Below are 18,772 nucleotides of genomic sequence, written 5' to 3'. Positions count from 1 at the left end.
TCAAATACTCAAAAATAAACTAACTTAGTATTAGTAATTACAACTACCGACTAAACCGTTTGATCAATCAAAATACCGGCAGATTCAGACAGTTTAGAAACTAGGCTTAAGACTTCCTCAGAAGGGTATTGCTTAATAACTTCGCCACTGTTTTTATCAAGCACCTTAATTACATCGCGGCCTGAATCTTCATCAACTTTAAATTGTAAGCTGCGGTTCATTTCACCCATAAAATCCTGCAATTGTTGCGCCATTTGTTCTAGCTGTTCGCGCTCTAAGGGCTGATCTTTTTCATCTTGATTGTTATTTTTGTATTGGTTTTGCTGTAAATTTTGTTGATTTTGTGCTTCCGTCTGCTTTACATCATCAACCGCTCGCTCAGTCAAAGAACGAGCAGCTTGCCCCGCTTGCTTATCATCACCAGCAACGGGGGTCGGTAATGTTGTAATTTCTGCGTTTGAAGTAATTGTATTCATAACAGATTCCTATTTTTCACTTAATTAAACCAACAATAGCTTAGTTTATATTCTTAAACCACAAAAGGAGGTAGCTAAAGCCACCTCCTTTTTTAAAATACTAATACTGACTTTATGTATTAGTTAGCTAACCATTAAGCTATAACTTTTAACTTATTAACCTAATAAGCTAAGTGCTGTTTGTGGTAACTGGTTCGCTTGCGATAAGATTGATGTACCTGCTTGTTGCAAAATTTGGTTTTTCGTCATTTGCGCTGTTTCAGTCGCAAAATCTGTATCTTGAATACGGCTACGTGATGCAGATACGTTTTCAGAGATATTAGATAAATTACTAATCGTAAAGTCAAAACGATTTTGAACAGCACCCAAATCTGCACGCTGACTATCTATTTGGGCTAATGCACCATCAATAACATCTAAAGCACTTTGTGAACCGTCTTGAGACGTAATATCTAAATCTGATACTTTAATAAGTTTAGAAACATCATCTCCCCCTAAATCAGCATCTAATCCTGTAACTACACTGAAACTACTATTTGAAGAAAGCTTTATACTTCCCGCAACAGTCGTACTATCGCCAGCCGTCGCCGCGCCGTCTAAAGTGATAGCTGCTGTTTGAGTAGTACCATCTTGTGCAATACCTTTAACATTTAAGTCTGACGTTGTTGAAGTAAAATCAGATATGTTAATATCAGCACCAGTTTCATCCGTTAAAATTAACGCACCATCTTTTACCTCAGCTGTAACTCCAGTATTAGTGTTTTCTTCATTTATAGCTGAAGCTAAATCAGTTAAATCATTTGCATCCGAAATTGTTGCTGAAACTTGAGTCCCATTTAAATCAAATGATACAGAACCCGCTACATCTAGAGAAATTTCAGCTTGAGATCTTGCGTCTGCAGTAACGCCCGTTTCCCCAGATAGTTCATTAATTGAGTTAGCCAGAGTACTTGCTTCAGTTCCTGCAGCGATTACATCAAGTTTTTCACCATTAATGAAAAGTGCATCAGAAGCTGAACCTGCTAGACCATTTGCAGATGTATTATCAGCTGCTGCTGCTGAGGCTCGACCCAAGCCTAGTGCAGCTCCAACACCCCCAGCTAAGGTTTTATTAAATGAGCCGATATCACTTGCACCAATGCTTTTAAGTGATACGTTTATAGTTTCATTTGCATTAGAACCAACTTGAAATGACTTGGAGCCAAATGAGCCATCAAGAAGTTGTTGGCCACCAAATGATGTCGTTTCTGAAATACGTGTAAGCTCAGTTTTAAGTGCTGTCACTTCTTTTTGAAGAGCATCACGGTCTGTATCTGAGTTTGAACCATTAGCAGATTGAAGCGCTAATTCACGCATACGCTGTAAAATATTGGTAGACTCACTCATAGCACCTTCAGCAGTTTGTGCCATTGAGATACCGTCGTTAGCGTTACGCTGTGCTACTGCTAAACCATTTACTTGTGATGTTAAACGGTTTGAAATTTGTAGGCCTGCCGCATCATCTTTTGCGCTATTAATACGCATACCCGATGATAGACGTTCCATTGAAGTCGCTAAGTCTGAACCTGATTGCGATAGGTTACGTTGAGCGTTTAATGAAGATACATTTGTGTTTACTGAAATCATAATAAAACTCCTGATTACTTTCGTAATGTTGCTATTTTAATTTAACCAAGAGCTGTCACAAATGTATGCTCAGCTCCGTACTGATTAAGTTAACGGCAGGAGATAAATTATCTTTAGAAGTATTTTAGAAATAAATTGGTTTATTTACTTAAAAAAAGCTAACCGACTGTTTTAAAAGATTAGTTATTTTAAATGAGTTTAAAATACAGTTTGAATATTATGCTTTAGATGATTTAAATAACCTAAAAACAAAAAACGCACTTAATAAAGTGCGTTTATATATTTAGTTATTAGTAAACTAAATAATTAGCCACCTAATAAACTAATGGCTGCTTGTGGTATTTGGTTGGCTTGCGACAAAATGGAAGTGCCCGCTTGCTGTAGTATTTGGTTTTTAGTCATTTGTGCTGTTTCAGTTGCAAAATCAGTATCTTGGATACGACTTCGTGAAGCAGAAACATTTTCTTCAACATTAGCTAAATTACTAATAGTAAAGCTAAAACGATTTTGTATGGCACCTAAGTCGGCTCTTTGAGAATCTATTTGTGATAGAGCTTTGTCAATAACTGCGAGAGCATTTTGAGAGCCATCTTGGGTTTCTACATTAAGAGATGATACTTTGTTTAGAATAGAAACTGCATCACCACCTAAATCGGCATCAACTCCTGTCACTGCACTAAAACTATTTTCTGAAGATAATTTTATACTTCCTGCCACAGTCGTGCTGTCAGCTGTTGTCCCTGGACCATCCAGTGTAATTGGAGTTGTTTGAGTGTTACCATCTTGAGAAATACCCGCGACTGTCATATCTGCAGAGGCGGCTGAAAAATCAGCAATTTCAATATCTTTACCACTTTCATCTGTCAGTATTAATTTGCCATCTTTACTTGAAGCAGTAACCCCTGTGTTAGTTGTTTCAGCATTTATAGCTGATGCTAAATCAGTTAAATCTGCTGTATCTGCCACTGATGCAGAAATTTGTGTACCATTTAGTTGAAATGTAACAGAGTCTGGAGCCGTTAACTTTATTTCAGCTTGAGATCGAGCATCGGCTGTAACACCTGTTGTGCCTGTAAGCTCGTTAATTGAAGTTTCAATTGTGCTTGCTTGAGCATTAGTCCCAATATTTGCAGGTAAAGCAGTTCCGTTAACGCTCAGTGCCCCACCAGCAACACCATTTAAAGATGCAGTTGCAGTATCAGCTGCGACTGATGCTCGACCTAAACCAAGAGCACTTGCTACATCACCTGATAAAGTAGCCTCAAAAGCTCCAATATTATCAGCAGCCATATTTCTCAATGTTAAATCAATTGTCTCATTTGCATTGGCACCTACTTGGAATGATTTCGATCCAAAAGAACCATCTAATAACTGTTGACCACCGAAACTTGTTGTCTCCGCAATTCTTGTTAGCTCGGTTTTTAATGCCGTTACTTCCTTTTGAAGTGCATCACGATCGCTATCTGAATTCGAGCCATTTGCAGATTGCAAGGCAAGCTCACGCATACGCTGTAATATGTTGGTTGACTCAGCCATCGCACCTTCAGCTGTTTGCGCCATTGAAATACCATCATTAGCATTTCGTTGAGCAACGGCTAAGCCATTTATTTGCGATGTTAATCTGTTTGAAATTTGTAGACCTGCGGCATCATCTTTTGCGCTATTAATACGCATACCTGATGATAAACGCTCCATTGAAGTAGCTAAGCCTTCACCAGATTTAGTTAGATTACGTTGTGCGTTTAGTGACGACACATTAGTATTTACTGTTAATGCCATTTTACCATCTCCTAGGTTTAAACAGAGTGTGGTTCAACACGATTTAACAGGAACCACTGTTCGATAATTTCTTATAATAAGAAAGGCATTTACTGTGCCAACTTTAATTTATTTTTAAGTTATTGTTTTTAATTAACAAAAATAGATACCGTTGAATTGTAAATAAAGAGTGAAGTTATTTAGAAGAGAGTGACATTTTTTTGCCGCGATTTTGTAGCCAATTTTTGCCGCAAAGTATTGCCGCTTTAAAGTGGGTAAAGCGGCAAGGTATTTCTGCTTATAATCAGCTTATAAGTAATCGAATAACGAGAGGTTAGTTAAACGGCCAAAAGTGGCTTGCGATGCTTGCAGTGCCGTTTCTTGTTTAGTCAGTTCGCTAATAGCTTCTGCCATATCAACTTCAACTAAGTTAGAGCGATTACTTTTATTTTGAATATCGAGTGCTAAGTTAGAATCGCTTACTCTTTCAAGTGCGTTCATACGCCCACCTAAACTTGCTTGGGTAAACACGACTTGCTCACTGGCGTTTTGTAATTGCACTAAGCCATCAGCAAGTACTTGCTGAAAGTCACCACCTTCAAGTGTGCCATCGTTAAGGCCGGTAATAAGTGCTTGCAATGTATTAAGTACGTTTTCTTTGCCTGGTTTTTCAAGGCTAAAATCGAGTTGACCTGGTGCTGTGCCTTCAAATTCAATTTTCATACCTGCAAAATCGATAGACTCATCAGTAACTTCACCTATTACTGCAGGGGTTAGTGCTGCGCCATCTCGGTATATTTCGTAAGTTTGTGGATCTGTTGCCGTAGCCCCCGGGCTTACTAATACACTATAAGTATTTGCTGTTGCTAGAGCTGTTGGGTCTGCGTTGTAATTTGCTTGATGAAACTTATCAAACTCAGCTTGGCCGTCTACATATACACTTGCCGCTGTAATAGAGCCTGAAACACTTGCCGTGTTAGATTCTACATTTAATCGCGCGTTAGTTTTTTCAAACGTATCAAAGCCGTTATCACTCGCTTTAATTGATACACCTTCAGCTATAGTTATTTGGTGTTGCCCTTGGTCGCCATTATAGGTGTACTCACCCGCTGCAGAATCAAACTGATAAGGCTGCGTGCTGTCTTGGTATCCTGAAAATATGAACTTTCCGTCTTCTGATCGGGTGTTCATTAAGTTAGCTAACGTTTGTTGAATGCCACTAAGTTCTGATGCAATCGATTTTAAATCGTCCTTAGTATAAACACCATTACCAGCCTGAATAGTGAGCTCTTGCGCTTGTTGAATATTACTATTTATACTTTGTAATACGCTTTCTTCAGTTTCTAGGCGGCCATTTAGCTGATCGATATTTTTAGTGTATTGCTCATTTGTTTGTATTTTATTTGAATACAGCATAGCTTGCGAAATAGCAGCTGGCGCTTCTGAGGTGGTTAAATACTTTTCACCTGTTGTTACTCGCTCTTGAGCATTTGCAACACCTTGTTGGTTGTCGAGTATTTTATTTATGTTGTTTTGGTACATTAAATTATTTGATAAACGCATAATTACCTCGCCGCATTTAATAAGGTGTCAAAAATTTCTTGAGCTGCTGCTAAAACTTGTGCTGATGCTGAATATGATTGTTGAAAACGCAGTAAATTTGCGGCCTCTTCATCAAGGTTTACACCCGATAACGACTCGTACCATGCCTCAGATTGCTGTGCTAGAGCATCAAATGCAGCCCCACTTGTGATTGCTTGGCCAGTTATAACACCTATATCACTCACTAATCCTGAATAAGCTTGGTTGAACGTTTTATGGTTGTCGGCCGTTGCTGTTGTTTCTACATTTAAACGGACTAACTCACCATTTTGTAAATCAGCTAATTTTAAACCATTACGGTTATCATCAAAGCCGCCTTCGTTAAACTCAAGTGTAAAGGTGTCGCCTGTTGCAGGTGTGCCTTCTATATCAAAATCGAATCCGTAGGTATCGAATGGGGCACCCGCTTGCGATAACATTCCTTTTGCAGGAGGCGTAATAGTAAAAGTGCTCGTTCCGCTATTATCTGTAATTTGATATTCGTTAGCATTACCTGTTTTAACAAGCGTTATTTCACCGTTTGTTAAGCTTGGTGTTGAAGTAAATCCACCGGAGGTAACACTTGTTACTTCTCCCGCTGAAATAGTAGCGGTACCTATATTATTTAAATCGTTAGCAGTACGGATTGGCGATGCTAGTGCTAAATCTTCTGCGCGCCCTGTTGCAAGTGTAATACTTGAAGCGGCATCTGAATTAAGCTTTATTTGAAACTGATCACCCTCAACACCTGCCCCAGATACATTTACTTGAAGACCAAATGATTCGCCGGTGGTTATAGTCGATGAATCAATAACACCTGTCGATATATCAGCAAGTGAAGGCTGTCCCAGCGGATCCCCTTTGTTATCTATAGGCTGAATACTTACTTCATTAGCATTGCCTGTATAGGTAATAATAAAGTCACTGGCAGGAAGTTCACTACCTTTACCTGGCTCTACCGTTGCAGTCATACCGGCAGTACCTGTGTTAGCTTGATACGCATAAGCGCCAACGGTAGGAATATTAAAAATATTACCCCCTAGCTGACCTGTTGCATCCATACCCAATTTGTTTTGTTCGTTAAATGCATCAGCTATCGCTAAGCCCATTTGACCAATTTGGTTTTGCGCAGGAACTAATATGTCATCTCTAAAAGCAAGTAAGCCGCCAATTTTTCCTTTAAGCTTACTTACATCAACTTCAAGCGGCACTGCTTTGCCACCATTAACGTCAAGCGTGAATTCTTTAAAATTAGGATCGGGGTCGCCTGTCATCGAAAATAAGTTAAATGCACCATTTTGCATAACCACTGCTTCGCCTGTGCCCATAAAAACGAGTTTTTCGCCATTTGGACCATCAAGCGTTTCTATGTCTATTAGCTCTGACAAATCGCGTATTGCTTTATCGCGTTCGTTATAGGTAGAGCTCGCATCTGCGGCGTTATTAGTGCCATTAACTGCTGCAATATTTTGATTTAGCGTGCTAATACTTTGAATTAGTGAGTTTGCTTCATCTGAAAATATTTCGAGCTGCTCGTTCACTACACTTTTTTGATCAAGCACGATGCCCGAAAGCCTATCCATTTGATCAATTAAGCTTTGCGCATCTGTCATTACTAATGAGCGGGCAACGGTAGATGACGGTTGATTTAGCGCTTCTTGCACGTTATTAAATAAAGAGTTAATTCCGGTCGAAAGGTTGTTCGACTCTTCAGAAAAAATAGTATCAACTCGATTAGCCTCAGTAATAAACTGATCGAAAAACGATTTATTAGAGGTGTCACGATTTAGCTGTGACTGAGCAAACTCGTTTAATAATCGGTATGTTTCGCCTCGCCCCACTTGGTTATCAACCATAGTGGTAAACTCTGTACGCTCACGCACATAGCCTTCGGTATTTACATTGGCGATATTTTTACTTGTCGTTTGCAGTAGCTCCGAGCTTGCTCTAACCCCAGAACTGGCAATGTTCAATAAATTAAACGACATGTTACTCTACTCCTTGGCGGATCACGTTTGCCGCAATGTCTTTTAGCTGACTGCTATTGAGCACTTTTTTTATTTTGCTGGCATAATTTGGATCGGTTGCATAACCTGCTTTTTGTAATGAATCTAAAAAGTCGTTTGGTTTTGCTGTATTTTGTAATGCTTCTTTGTAGCGTGGGTTTTGCGTTAAAAAATCAACGAAGTCGTTCACGCTATCTTTAATTGAATCGTAGGCTCTAAAGCTGGCTTGTTTTTTAACGGGTGTGCCTTGCTCAAACTCAAGCGTTACTTTGCTTGCTTTATCGCCTTCCCAGCTTTTATCTGACTTAATATTAAATAAGTTATTTGAGCTGCCACCGTCACTTTTATTAATAATGTGCTTGCCCCAACCGGTTTCAAGTGCCGCTTGTGCAACCATTACAGCTGGGTTTAAACCTATTTTTTGCGCTGCAGTTTTAGCGTGTTCCCACACTGAACTTACAAACTCTTCTGCATTTTTAAATGTTGGGCTATCGGTTTTAGACTCTGCTGTATTAACCTTAGGCTCAGCAATATCGGCTTTAGTACTCTTAACGATAAGATCGGATTGCTTATTTTTTTGCTCATGAGGAAGAGCGGATCCGACTTGCGTATCGCTAAAAATATCGTTGGTTGTTCTAAGTACAGAGCCTGGCATAAAGTTTTTAGACTCAGGCGATAACTGCTGAACAATTAAATCGGCAAGGCCTAACGAGCCATTTGATGAAAGCTCTGTTGAAAGTTGCTGATCGTGCATTTCTTCAAAAAACTTTACGCCACTTGAATTAAATGGACTGTCTTTGTCTTCAAATGCTTCGTTAGCTTTGCGCATTCCTTTTAGCAACATTTGCGTAAAAATAGCTTCAAATTGTGCGGCCGCTTTTTTGAGCGCAGCTTTGGAAGCATCAGTTGATGCATCGCCACTGGTTAAGGCTTCTTTACGAAGTGAATCTAAGTTGCCTAAATCAAAAAAGTTTTGTTTATCGAGGTGATTAGTTTCCATCGGCTTTTTGACACAAAATGAATAATGCAGTTAAAAATGCAAAAATTGAGCCACTACCGATAAAACAAGGAAGATAAAAATAATAAACTTAAGTTGCTGTAAATAAAAAGCCCTAACTTCAAAAATATAGGGCTTAAGTAATACGTTATTTATTGGCTTGGGTTATTTATATAACAACTAACTGTCCGTTAATTGCGCCGGCTTCTTTTAGTGCTTCTAAAATAGCCATTAAGTCACCAGGCGCTGCGCCTACTTCGTTAATTGCGCGAACTAAATCGTCAAGGCTTACACCTGGATTAAATACAAAGGCGCGCGAGTCGTCTTGGTTTACATCAATAATACTTTGCTGTGTGACAACTGTATCACCGTTTGCTAGCGGATTTGGTTGTGACACGTTTTGTTGTTCTGCAATTGTTACTGTTAAGCCACCATGAGTTATAGCCGCAGGCTGAAGCTTAACGTTTTTGCCAATGACAATTGTACCGGTGCGCGAGTTAACTATAATTTTAGCGGCCATGTCAGCTGGTTTAAATTCTAAGTTTTCGAGTGTCGATAAGTACGATACACGCTGGGATGCATCGCGTGGTGCTATAACACGAATAGAAACAGAATCTATTGCTTGTGCGCTATTTGGGCCAACTAAGTCATTAATTGTTTTTTCTAGGCGTTTTGCCGTTGTAAAGTCTGGGCGGTTTAGATTGAAGGTAATGTAATCGCCTTGCATAAATGGGCTTTCTACAGTGCGTTCAACTGTTGCGCCATTTGGTATACGACCAACTGTAGGGGTGTTAATTACAACCTTACTACCATCAAGGCCTTGTGCGCCTAAGCCACCGACAATTAAGCTACCTTGTGCAATAGCGTACACGTTACCGTCTACACCCTTTAAAAAGGTTTGTAGTAAAGTACCGCCACGTAAACTGCCTGCACTACCAATAGAAGAAACCGTAATATCTATTGTTTGTCCGGGCTTTCTAAATGCAGGTAATTCTGCATGCACAGCAACAGCGGCAACATTTTTAATTTTAGGACTTTGAGTTGAAGGTAGCGTAATACCAAAGCTGTTCAACATGCCTCTAAAACTTTGTTGTGTGTATGAGTTTTGCTCGCCAGTGCCTGGTAAACCAACCACTAAGCCATAACCAACTAATTGGTTAGAGCGTACGCCTTCAACCATAGACACATCTTTTATGCGCTCAGCACTGGCAGTAAACTGCCAACCTAATAACACAACTAAACATAAAGCTTTAAGGCTATTCATGTTGCTACCCTCTAAAATGGAAACAGCGAACTGCTAAAGAAACGTGTAAGCCAACCAGGACTTTGCGCTTCTTGCGTTTGCCCTTTACCTGAGTATTGAATACGTGCATTAGCAATACGGTTTGATTCAACCGTATTATCGGCGCTTACGTCTTGAGGGCGTACTAGCCCTTCTAAACGAATAAACTCCTCACCGGTATTAAGCGTTAGCCATTTTTCGCCGCGTATAACTAAATTACCGTTAGGTAAAACGCGCATTACATTAACCGAAATATCACCCACTAAGCTGTTTGATTGGTTTGATTTTGAATCGCCCGTAAACGACGAATCGCTACCAATACCAAACTGAATACTATCGCCACCTATATTTACAGGTAGACCACCTAATCCAATAACGGGGTCTAAACTTGCGTCGGTTTCTTTGTCTGTTTCTGTTTTAGCGGCTTTTGTTGCTTGAGTAGACTCTTGCAATTTAACCGTAATTATATCGCCAGTACGTAGCGCTTTTTTATCAGAATATAAGTCGTTTGATGTATGAGTATTAAACAATGAACCTGTGGCTACCAGCGGCTCTAAAATAGGCTCGGGGTACATAGGTGCGTAGTAAGGGTCGTCCTGCACTACTTCACTATTTTGCGTAGACATACAGCCACTTAAAAATAATGTGCCCGCTGTAAATAAAATAATATTACGCATAATTCCCCCTACTCTATTAAAGCTGTTGATTGATATAACTCATCATTTCGTCAACGGCCGAAATTACTTTTGAGTTCATTTCGTAAATACGCTGAGTTTCTATTAGGTTTACCAGCTCTTCAGTCACATTTACGTTTGAAGTTTCGAGTGAGCCTTGAATAATGCTACCTAACCCTTCAACACCCGGGTTACCTTGTACCGGCGCACCACTTACAGCGGTTTCGGTATAAAGGTTTTGACCAATTGGCTCAAGGCCCGATGGATTAATAAAATCACTAATTGTTAGCTGACCAATGACCACGTTATCGGCTTGGCCTGCAACACGTACAGATACTTCGCCGTCTTGCGAAACCGTAATTGATTGCGCGTCATCAGGTACATTCATTTCTGGCTGAATAACGTAACCTGCGCCCGATGTTACAATGCGTCCATCGCCATCGGTAGTAAACTGGCCGTTGCGCGAGTAAGCAATATTGCCATCTGGTTGCAGTACTTCAAAAAAGCCTTCACCAGAAATCATCCAATCTAGTGAGTTTTCGGTGGTTAACATGTTGCCTTGCGTAAACTCTTTTTGGTTAGCTACAACTTTAGCACCCGCACCTAACATTAAGCCCGATGGCATTTCGGTATCTTGCGATGAACGACCACCTGGTTGATTAATATTTTGATAAAGTAAATCTTCAAATATAGCGCGGCTTTTTTTGTAACCTACGGTACTCGCATTCGCTAAATTATTTGAGATAACCGATATATCGGTTTGTTGAGCGTCTAGCCCAGTTTTACTGATCCACAATGCTGGATTCATAATCGTGTCCTCATTTTAAAGTTAAACTATGCGTAATAACTGATCTTGACGCTCGTCAATTTCTTCAGCTGTTTTCATTAATTTCACTTGTAATTCAAATTGGCGCTGGTGGCTTATCATGTCGACCATTTCGTGAACAGGGTTCACATTCGACATTTCAAGCGAACCACTTAAAACTTTTACATTGGCAGAGGTATCTACTGTTACATTTGCTTTTGGTCTAAATAAACCATCGTTACCTTTTTCGAGCTGTGAGCTATTTGCTTCTACCACTCTAAGCGTGTCTATTTCTTCTAAAAAGTTAGCGGGAGCGCCTTGTGGTCGAACTTGAATAGCGCCATCTTGGCTAAACCCTATTTTTTCGACTGGGACGGGTAAAATAACAGGTCCCCCTTCGCCAATAACTTGACGACCATGGCTGGTTACGAGCATGCCTTGAGCAGTAACGTTTAACGTACCCACTTTTGTGTAAGCTTCATTACCGGAGGCATCTTGCACAGCAAGCCATGCGTTATCGCTCATCGCGATATCTAAGTCTCGCCCGGTTTGAACAATGCCACCCGATACCATGTTTGAACCCGGACGCTCTTGCATTGAAAATACACGTGTAGGCAAACCTTCGCCAAACGCTTGCATAGAACGCGCCTGCGCAAAGTCAGCTTTAAAACCCGTTGTATTTGCATTTGCCAAATTATTGGCTTTTAAAGCAAGCCCCTGTAGGCTTTGCTTAGCGCCAGAGGCCGCAATGTAGACCATTTTGTCCATAGTATCGACTCACATAAAAAATCTCTGAACTTACAAATGCAAAATAGATGCCAGATTAAATTTGACGCAACATTGAGAGGTATTTAGAAGGGCTTACAAAGAGGACTTATAAAAAAGGCTGCAAAAATGCAGCCTAATATATTTAATGGGGTTTAGCTTATCGAATCTGCAAAATACTTTGCTGAATAGTTGAGTTAACTTCAAGCGCACGTGAGTTTGCTTGGTAATTACGCTGTGCAGTAATTAAGTCTACAAGCTCGTTTGTAAGGTTTGTATTTGATTGCTCAAGCGCTGATGAGTTAATTCCACCAAATGTACCCGAACCAGCTTCACCCGCTACAGGTTCACCTGAATCAATACTTTGCTTCCAGCTTGTATCACCCACTTGTGATAACCCTTGTGAATTTGGAAAACGTACCATAGCCACTTGGCCTAGGAATGTTGAGTCACCATTACTGTAAGAAGCGACAATTTTACCGTCTGTTCCTATATCAATTCCGGCTAAACGACCAACCGTTGAGCCATCTTGATCGAGTGCTTTTACTTCAAAACCACTTGAATACTGAGTTGGGATACGTCCTGCCGTGTTATTTTCATCGCGCCAGTTAAGCTCAATACCAGTACCTGGGAAAGTTGCACCATTGTCTAGTAATGTTGATAAACCAGCACCAGAACCCGCTGGTAGTAGTATTTCATCAAAAGTAGTTGTATTTGTATTTGCCACACCACCTGTTGTTGATGGCAAACCACTCGAGTTAAAACCTAGGGTAGTCAGTGGTGTATAAGGTGCGGTTTGTTCTCCACCAGTTGTGCCATCAACTACTTTGCCATCGAGTGTTGCGTATACTTCCCAACTGTTATCTGTACCACCTGCTGCGGCATCATCTTCTTTAGCAAAAAAGTATTGTAAGATGTGCGGCTCACCTAAAGAGTCATATACTGTTGTTGACGTAGATGAGTTATAAGTACCACTAGAAGCAGGGTCAAAATCTAGACCTGATGGATCCGCCGTTGCATCTAAGTTAAACGACAAAAATACATTTTCTGTTGCGCGAGGAGAACCAGACGAATCAGGGATTTGAATTGGATCAGTTGTGCTCAAACTTACCGACGTTGTATCACCTGTAGATGAATCAACTGGGAATGCTTGTAAAAAGTTACCTTTTGCGTCAACCATAAAGTTATCTTGGTTAAGCTTAAATGCACCCGCACGTGTATATGTTAAATCTTGCGAAGATAAATCGTCGGTCATCGCAAAATAACCTTCACCAGTGATTGCTAAATCAAGTGAGTTATTTGTAAATTGCAGTGAGCCTTGGTGAAACTGCTGCGCAACCATGGTTGTTTGCACACCGTCACCATTTTTAGTCTTACCAGAGCTAAACACTGATGAAGCGTAAACATCGGCAAACTCAGCGCGTGACTCTTTAAAACCTGTGGTATTAACGTTTGCAATATTATTTGCCGTTACGTCTAAATCTTTTTGCGCGGCAGCAAGGCCGGTTAATGCAATATTGAAGCTCATAATTCACCTCTAACCTGTTAGTCTGTGGCCTGCTAGCAGGCGAAAAATACTAAAATTTACTACGCGATTTCTGCTACATCTGTCAGCCTAACCGCACCTTCTTTAGTGTTAATAATAATGCCACTTGAGCCATTAATATTAACGCTTTCAATGTTCTTGAATGTAGCAATGGGCAAGCTTGAAAATTCGCCGTCAGTACTTCCTTCGGCGGTTACTGAGTATTCACCTTCAGGTAAACGCTCACCAGCTTCATTTTTGCCATCCCACGCAAAACGTACTGCACCTGCTGATTGAGAACCCATATCAATAGTTCTCACTAGCTGACCTGATGCATCAGTTACTTTAATTTTTAAGTTATCAACGGCTTCTTCTGCCACTGCCGAGCCTCTGGCATCACCCGTTTCATTTAAATCCAGGGTGTTTGACTCAAGTAAAGCTTGCTTGCCAACAAGTGTTGATGCTTGCAATGCTGAATTTGATGTCATAGAAGACGCTAAGCTATCAAAATTTGAATTTAAATCGCTGATGCCTTGCGCCATTGTAAAGCTGGTCATTTGCGCAATCATTTGATCGTTATCCGCAGGGTTACTGGGATCCTGAAACGATAATTGCTGAGTTAACAAAGAGAAAAAGTCTTCTTGTGTTAACGCATCACTCTCATTGTCGCTGGTCGCTACTTGCGATTCTTGCCAGCGTATAGAGTCTAAATAGGATGAAGATGTACTAATATCGTTACTCATAACCTACCCTCGGTTACCGCTGCCCTAGCAACAGTGTTTTACTTAGCATTTGCTTTGCTGCATCAGCAACTTGCACGTTTGTTTGGTAAGAACGAGAGGCAGAAATCATATTTGCCATCTCCTCTACAACATTGACGTTGGGTTTATAGATATAGCCATTTTCATCCGCACTTGGATGGTTTGGGTTATATTCAATTTGTAATGGTGCATTACTTTCAACAATGCCCAAAACCTTAACACCAACTGCGGAGCCCTGTTGGTTACTTACTGATGCTGAAGCCTTTGTTAGCTCAGCCGCAAATACAGGTTGGCGCGCTCGGTACGTTTTGTCTTGAGATGAACTAATGGTATTAGCATTAGAAATATTACTAGCTGTAGTATTTAAGCGAACGTTTTGTGCGCTCATACCCGAACCTGCAATATCGAAAACATTATATAAACTCATAATTTTTATCCTTGACTACCGAGAGCTTTATTCAGGCCTTTAAATTTACCGCTTAAAAATTGCAAGCTGGCCTGATACTCCATAGCATTCTGTGTATACAAGTTTCGTTCCACTTGTATATCAACCGAGTTACCATCACCTGTATCTGATTGATTTGGCAAACGAAATGATTCTGAACTGCCCATACTATGAGTACCTCCACCAATGTGTTTATCATTAGTTCTTACCATAGTATTGCCGCTTTGCTGGGTTGACCTTGCCGCTTTTAATGCAGAGGCAAAATCAATATCTTTTGCTTTATAGCCAGGCGTATCAGCGTTAGCTATATTAGTTGCAATTAATTCAGCTCGCTGTGAACGGATCAACATGGCTTGCGGATGCACACCTAATGCTTTATCAAAACTGATAGCCATAACCTTCTCCAAAAAATTGACTTACCCATGAATAAAGCAAAAAATAAGCCATTAATATTAGGAAGTGTTATATTTTTATAAGACTATGTATCTAAATAGAAAAACGACGCTTGGTGCGTCGTTTTAGGGAAATGAATTAACTTAGTTATTTCTTTTGGTAAATAATACCGGGGTTGCATCTAACCATATCGAATTCAGTACTTAGGCCAGTTAGAGACTCTGACGCCCCTAAAAATAAGTACCCTTTTGGGTTTAATGCTTGTGCAAACTGATTAATAATTTTAGCTTTTATTTCAGGCGCAAAGTAAATAAGTACATTTCGGCAAAAAATAATATCAAACTTGCCCATTAACGCGTAAGAATCAAGCAAATTCAGGTGCCTAAAACTAACTTGTTTTTTTATTGTATCGTTTACTTGTGCCATACCATTGCCGCTGTCTTTAAAAAACTTTTTACGACGCTCTGCAGATAACCCTCTGGCAAGTGCAAGCGCGTCATATTCTGCATTTTTACACATATCAAGCATGGTATTAGATATGTCGGTACCAATAATTTGTGCACCCATACGAAGCACACCAGGTTGCTTAGTATTAAATTCAGCTACTGACATAGCTATTGAATAAGGTTCTTGGCCTGATGAGCTGGCAGCAGACCAAATTTTTAAAGGCCTTCTTAAGTCTTTAAACTCAGGAAAAAGCTTATTTTGGAGCAACTCAAACGGGTATTGATCTCTAAACCACAACGTTTCGTTTGTGGTCATTGCATCAACCACAGCGGCTCTTAATTGCCGCTCGTGAGGCCCGAGAGTTTTACTAACCAACTCCGATAAAGATCCCACATTAAATCGAGTCATTAACGGAGCAAGTCGGCTTTTAACTAAATACTGTTTGTTTTCACCTAAAACAATGCCGCATTGCTGCTCTAAAAACGAACGAAACTGGTCGTATTCACTTTGCTGCAAATCTTTATTATTCAAGTTAGTAGCACCTATTTTTGTTAATCACAATGAACCCACTTTTTAACCGCTGTTGCTAATTCGTCTGGGTTAAATTTAGCAATAAAGTCATCCGCCCCGACTTTTTCAATCATAGCCTGGTTAAAAACACCACTCAAAGAGGTATGCAAAATAACATGCAAAGGTGCAAGTTTGGGATCTGCTTTTATTTCAGCTGTTAAGGTATAGCCGTCCATTTCTGGCATTTCAACGTCTGAGATAAGTAACGCTACTCGCTCAGTAATATCGTTTTTACAATCAAGCTCTGCTATTTCTTTTAATCTTATAAGTGCTTCTTTACCATTTTTGGCAAGCTCTGTTTGCACGCCTAACGGCTCTAGGGCACGTTTAACTTGATTACGCGCAACAGCAGAGTCGTCTGCTATAAATACGATACGTTCGCCTAAATCTTTTTGAATATCGCCACTTTGTGCAACTTCAGCACTTACTTCTGTGTTCACTGGGCAAATTTCGTTGAGAATTTTTTCTACATCGAGAATTTCGACTAATTCATTTTCGATTTCGGTCACTGCTGTTAAGTATGAATAACGTCCGGCACCTGATGGCGGTGGCATTATTTTTTCCCAATTCATATTTACAATACGTTCAACTCCGCCCACTAAAAACCCTTGCACAGAGCGATTGTATTCAGCAATGATTATAAAGCTGTCTTTAATGTTGTCGATTGGGCGCCCACCTACAGCCATTGATAAATCAATAACCGAAATGGTTTGACCACGAATATGTGCAACACCACGAATATACGGATTAGATTTTGGCATGCTTGTTAGTGGAGGGCATTGCAGCACTTCTCTCACTTTAAATACATTAATACCAAAACGCTGACGCCCTCTGAGCTTAAATAAAAGTAATTCTAGGCGGTTCTGCCCAACCAACTGTGTGCGTTGGTTTACTGAGTCTAAAATGCCTGCCATTCAAATCTCCTAAAGAAAACAAATAATACGGAACGATAATTGCTTTCTATTTATAAAGCTACATAACATCGCGGGTGCGTCTACTTTTTGACGCAAAATATTTATACCCTGTTTGAAACCATAAGCATAGTCGAAACATTATGAGTTTGTTAAAAAAAATCAGAAGATACAGTGTTTTTTATTTTGTTACTAGCTTGTGCTTTGTATTCCCTTTGCAAGCTAAAGTGTTTAGTAAAGATTTATTACAAGACATGGCCGTTGCTTATATAGCTAAGCAGATTGGTACATTGCAAAATACTAATACTCAATTAAGTGCACTGCCTTTAGATAGTCGCATTCCTGATCGTGTCTGTAATACTGAACTTGAATTATCAACATCCGATGAGCCACCATTTAACCGCCAAGTAACCTTACAAGCCAAGTGCAATGATGCGCAAACGTGGGCTCAATACGTTCATGTAAGAGTTGTTGAAATGGCTCCAGTTGTTGTTGCCACCGCTAATTTATCCCGCGGTGAAGTAATAACTAAATCGCATTTAAGTATTGAAATGAAACCAACTCACTTTGTACGAATACAGTACTTAGATGACCCCACAATGCTAATAGGCAGCAGAAGTAAACGAAATATTAGAAGTGGTATGCCAGTATTACTAAACCAAATTTGTATGGTGTGTAAAGGTGACTCTGTTAATATTTACGCTAACCTTAGAGGCCTTAGAATTAAAACCACAGGTATTGCTTTAGAAGACGGTACTTTGGGCGAACAGATACAAATAAAAAACAAAAAATCAGGTAAAGTTTTAAATGCGCGAGTAGATGGTGTAGAGTCTGTTCAGGTGAATATTTAATTTAGATTTATACTAAAGTATCCTACGTATATGCCGATAACATGGCATAAGTTGGGTAATATACGGGTTTATTATTATGGTTAATCAAGTTAATGGCAGTAATCAACAAGCTAATGCGTTAACAAATGCAAAGCAACAACAAGTTGATTTAAAAAAAGATAACGCAAATACACAAGCGACGCAGACTCCTTCGCCTAAAGCAGCAAGTGACTCTGTAAGCTTGACGCCGCAAGCGCAGCAATTAAAAACGCTTCAAGATAAAGCACAGCAATCGTCTGGCTTTGATAGCGATAAAGTTGCTGAGCTTAAAAAAGCAATTACCGAAGGTAAATATCAAGTGGACAGTGAAAAGCTTGCTAAAAACTTAGCTGATTTTGAGTTTAACGTGTATGGCTGATCATAATAGTTTAATTAGCGTAAAACTAAACCAACAAGTAAGTTGTTTAGACTCTTTGCACGCGCTATTAAACGACGAGCTTACTGCTATTGCCTCACGACGTGGTGCTGGTTTAAAAGAAATTACCCAACAAAAAATGTCTTTTTTAACTAAGTTAAGCACTCTAGATAAAGAGCTAAGTAAGCTAATTGCCAGTAACGATACACAAAACCCTGAAATATCTGAGCTAATAAGCCAAGTTAAAACTCAACTTGCGCAGTGCCAAAAACAAAATAATGTTAATGCTCATGCCGCTCGCCAAGCGCAACTAAGTGTTAAACAATTAAAAGAGATATTAATTGGCGCACCAACGTCAATGACCTACGACCAAGCCGGTAAGTCTGTAAATACCGAGAGTAAACTGGTTCGTAATTTAAAAGCGTAAGCCCAAAATTTCACATTAAAAAAGCCTTATTGATTTATCAATAAGGCTTTTTTAATGTCCTTTATGCTTAAATTTCGT

At 39.8% G+C, this 18,772-nt stretch carries 19 protein-coding genes; 3 read left to right on the top strand and 16 right to left on the bottom strand.

Annotation, left to right across the window (positions count from 1 at the left end):
• Positions 1-50: 50 nt before the first annotated feature.
• From QL995_RS04675 to QL995_RS04600, 16 genes are all read right to left on the bottom strand, one after another.
• Entirely contained in the window at positions 51-476 is a 426-nt protein-coding gene (locus tag QL995_RS04675; RefSeq protein WP_182695483.1) for a flagellar protein FlaG, read from the bottom strand.
• Positions 477-632: 156 nt separating this feature from the next.
• Entirely contained in the window at positions 633-2,102 is a 1,470-nt protein-coding gene (locus QL995_RS04670) for a flagellin (RefSeq protein WP_356947982.1), read from the bottom strand.
• Between the two features lie 306 nt (positions 2,103-2,408).
• Positions 2,409-3,881, bottom strand: coding sequence for a flagellin (locus QL995_RS04665; protein ID WP_290293287.1), 1,473 nt, complete (start codon positions 3,879-3,881; stop codon positions 2,409-2,411).
• Between the two features lie 288 nt (positions 3,882-4,169).
• A complete protein-coding gene (flgL, locus tag QL995_RS04660) occupies positions 4,170-5,423 on the bottom strand; it encodes a flagellar hook-associated protein FlgL (protein ID WP_290293283.1) in 1,254 nt (417 codons plus the stop codon).
• 2 nt (positions 5,424-5,425) lie between these two features.
• Complete coding sequence (gene flgK, locus QL995_RS04655) at positions 5,426-7,429, bottom strand: flagellar hook-associated protein FlgK (RefSeq protein ID WP_290293280.1); 2,004 nt, start codon at positions 7,427-7,429, stop codon at positions 5,426-5,428.
• 1 nt (position 7,430) lies between these two features.
• On the bottom strand, positions 7,431-8,447 hold the full coding sequence (gene flgJ, locus QL995_RS04650; protein ID WP_290293277.1) for a flagellar assembly peptidoglycan hydrolase FlgJ: 1,017 nt from the start codon (positions 8,445-8,447) through the stop codon (positions 7,431-7,433).
• 166 nt (positions 8,448-8,613) lie between these two features.
• The gene (locus tag QL995_RS04645; protein WP_024592771.1) at positions 8,614-9,708 is read right to left on the bottom strand and encodes a flagellar basal body P-ring protein FlgI; all 1,095 of its coding nucleotides are present in this window, start codon (positions 9,706-9,708) and stop codon (positions 8,614-8,616) included.
• Positions 9,709-9,719: 11 nt separating this feature from the next.
• Positions 9,720-10,403 carry a flagellar basal body L-ring protein FlgH gene (flgH, locus tag QL995_RS04640; RefSeq protein ID WP_010553251.1) on the bottom strand — a complete coding sequence of 228 codons (684 nt, stop codon included), beginning with the start codon at positions 10,401-10,403 and terminating at the stop codon, positions 9,720-9,722.
• 16 nt (positions 10,404-10,419) lie between these two features.
• A complete protein-coding gene (gene flgG, locus QL995_RS04635) occupies positions 10,420-11,208 on the bottom strand; it encodes a flagellar basal-body rod protein FlgG (protein WP_002959420.1) in 789 nt (262 codons plus the stop codon).
• 21 nt (positions 11,209-11,229) lie between these two features.
• Complete coding sequence (locus QL995_RS04630; protein ID WP_007581863.1) at positions 11,230-11,973, bottom strand: flagellar basal body rod protein FlgF; 744 nt, start codon at positions 11,971-11,973, stop codon at positions 11,230-11,232.
• Between the two features lie 157 nt (positions 11,974-12,130).
• Complete coding sequence (gene flgE / locus QL995_RS04625; protein WP_197183154.1) at positions 12,131-13,498, bottom strand: flagellar hook protein FlgE; 1,368 nt, start codon at positions 13,496-13,498, stop codon at positions 12,131-12,133.
• A gap of 59 nt (positions 13,499-13,557) precedes the next feature.
• A complete protein-coding gene (locus tag QL995_RS04620) occupies positions 13,558-14,238 on the bottom strand; it encodes a flagellar hook assembly protein FlgD (RefSeq protein ID WP_007581861.1) in 681 nt (226 codons plus the stop codon).
• 13 nt (positions 14,239-14,251) lie between these two features.
• Positions 14,252-14,683: a flagellar basal body rod protein FlgC gene (flgC, locus tag QL995_RS04615; RefSeq protein ID WP_007581860.1), complete on the bottom strand. Its 432-nt coding sequence runs from the start codon at positions 14,681-14,683 to the stop codon at positions 14,252-14,254.
• Between the two features lie 5 nt (positions 14,684-14,688).
• On the bottom strand, positions 14,689-15,096 hold the full coding sequence (gene flgB, locus QL995_RS04610; RefSeq protein WP_002959431.1) for a flagellar basal body rod protein FlgB: 408 nt from the start codon (positions 15,094-15,096) through the stop codon (positions 14,689-14,691).
• A gap of 145 nt (positions 15,097-15,241) precedes the next feature.
• The gene (locus QL995_RS04605; RefSeq protein WP_007581859.1) at positions 15,242-16,072 is read right to left on the bottom strand and encodes a protein-glutamate O-methyltransferase CheR; all 831 of its coding nucleotides are present in this window, start codon (positions 16,070-16,072) and stop codon (positions 15,242-15,244) included.
• 20 nt (positions 16,073-16,092) lie between these two features.
• Complete coding sequence (locus QL995_RS04600; RefSeq protein WP_007581858.1) at positions 16,093-17,025, bottom strand: chemotaxis protein CheV; 933 nt, start codon at positions 17,023-17,025, stop codon at positions 16,093-16,095.
• Positions 17,026-17,165: 140 nt separating this feature from the next.
• On the opposite strand from QL995_RS04600, the gene flgA reads away from it, so the two are divergent.
• From flgA to QL995_RS04585, 3 genes are all read left to right on the top strand, one after another.
• Positions 17,166-17,873, top strand: a complete 708-nt coding sequence (flgA, locus tag QL995_RS04595; protein WP_165729499.1) for a flagellar basal body P-ring formation chaperone FlgA — start codon at positions 17,166-17,168, stop codon at positions 17,871-17,873.
• Between the two features lie 76 nt (positions 17,874-17,949).
• A complete protein-coding gene (flgM, locus tag QL995_RS04590; protein WP_007581856.1) occupies positions 17,950-18,270 on the top strand; it encodes a flagellar biosynthesis anti-sigma factor FlgM in 321 nt (106 codons plus the stop codon).
• Positions 18,263-18,694, top strand: a complete 432-nt coding sequence (locus QL995_RS04585; RefSeq protein WP_165726470.1) for a flagellar protein FlgN — start codon at positions 18,263-18,265, stop codon at positions 18,692-18,694. Before flgM ends, QL995_RS04585 begins: the two co-directional genes overlap by 8 nt.
• Positions 18,695-18,772: the final 78 nt, after the last annotated feature.

Origin of the sequence: Pseudoalteromonas sp. APC 3358 (assembly GCF_030408075.1) — a bacterium.
Lineage (GTDB): Bacteria > Pseudomonadota > Gammaproteobacteria > Enterobacterales > Alteromonadaceae > Pseudoalteromonas > Pseudoalteromonas arctica.
Note: the sequence above shows the minus strand (reverse complement) of the source record. Positions and strands in the feature narration are given on the sequence as shown.

Coding starts and splice junctions, on each gene's coding strand:
- QL995_RS04675 (WP_182695483.1), bottom strand. CDS start 476: ATGAATACAATTACTTCAAACGCAGAAATTACAACATTACCGACCCCC.
- QL995_RS04670 (WP_356947982.1), bottom strand. CDS start 2,102: ATGATTTCAGTAAACACAAATGTATCTTCATTAAACGCTCAACGTAAC.
- QL995_RS04665 (WP_290293287.1), bottom strand. CDS start 3,881: ATGGCATTAACAGTAAATACTAATGTGTCGTCACTAAACGCACAACGT.
- flgL (WP_290293283.1), bottom strand. CDS start 5,423: ATGCGTTTATCAAATAATTTAATGTACCAAAACAACATAAATAAAATA.
- flgK (WP_290293280.1), bottom strand. CDS start 7,429: ATGTCGTTTAATTTATTGAACATTGCCAGTTCTGGGGTTAGAGCAAGC.
- flgJ (WP_290293277.1), bottom strand. CDS start 8,447: ATGGAAACTAATCACCTCGATAAACAAAACTTTTTTGATTTAGGCAAC.
- QL995_RS04645 (WP_024592771.1), bottom strand. CDS start 9,708: ATGAATAGCCTTAAAGCTTTATGTTTAGTTGTGTTATTAGGTTGGCAG.
- flgH (WP_010553251.1), bottom strand. CDS start 10,403: ATGCGTAATATTATTTTATTTACAGCGGGCACATTATTTTTAAGTGGC.
- flgG (WP_002959420.1), bottom strand. CDS start 11,208: ATGAATCCAGCATTGTGGATCAGTAAAACTGGGCTAGACGCTCAACAA.
- QL995_RS04630 (WP_007581863.1), bottom strand. CDS start 11,973: ATGGACAAAATGGTCTACATTGCGGCCTCTGGCGCTAAGCAAAGCCTA.
- flgE (WP_197183154.1), bottom strand. CDS start 13,498: ATGAGCTTCAATATTGCATTAACCGGCCTTGCTGCCGCGCAAAAAGAT.
- QL995_RS04620 (WP_007581861.1), bottom strand. CDS start 14,238: ATGAGTAACGATATTAGTACATCTTCATCCTATTTAGACTCTATACGC.
- flgC (WP_007581860.1), bottom strand. CDS start 14,683: ATGAGTTTATATAATGTTTTCGATATTGCAGGTTCGGGTATGAGCGCA.
- flgB (WP_002959431.1), bottom strand. CDS start 15,096: ATGGCTATCAGTTTTGATAAAGCATTAGGTGTGCATCCGCAAGCCATG.
- QL995_RS04600 (WP_007581858.1), bottom strand. CDS start 17,025: ATGGCAGGCATTTTAGACTCAGTAAACCAACGCACACAGTTGGTTGGG.
- flgA (WP_165729499.1), top strand. CDS start 17,166: ATGAGTTTGTTAAAAAAAATCAGAAGATACAGTGTTTTTTATTTTGTT.
- flgM (WP_007581856.1), top strand. CDS start 17,950: ATGGTTAATCAAGTTAATGGCAGTAATCAACAAGCTAATGCGTTAACA.
- QL995_RS04585 (WP_165726470.1), top strand. CDS start 18,263: ATGGCTGATCATAATAGTTTAATTAGCGTAAAACTAAACCAACAAGTA.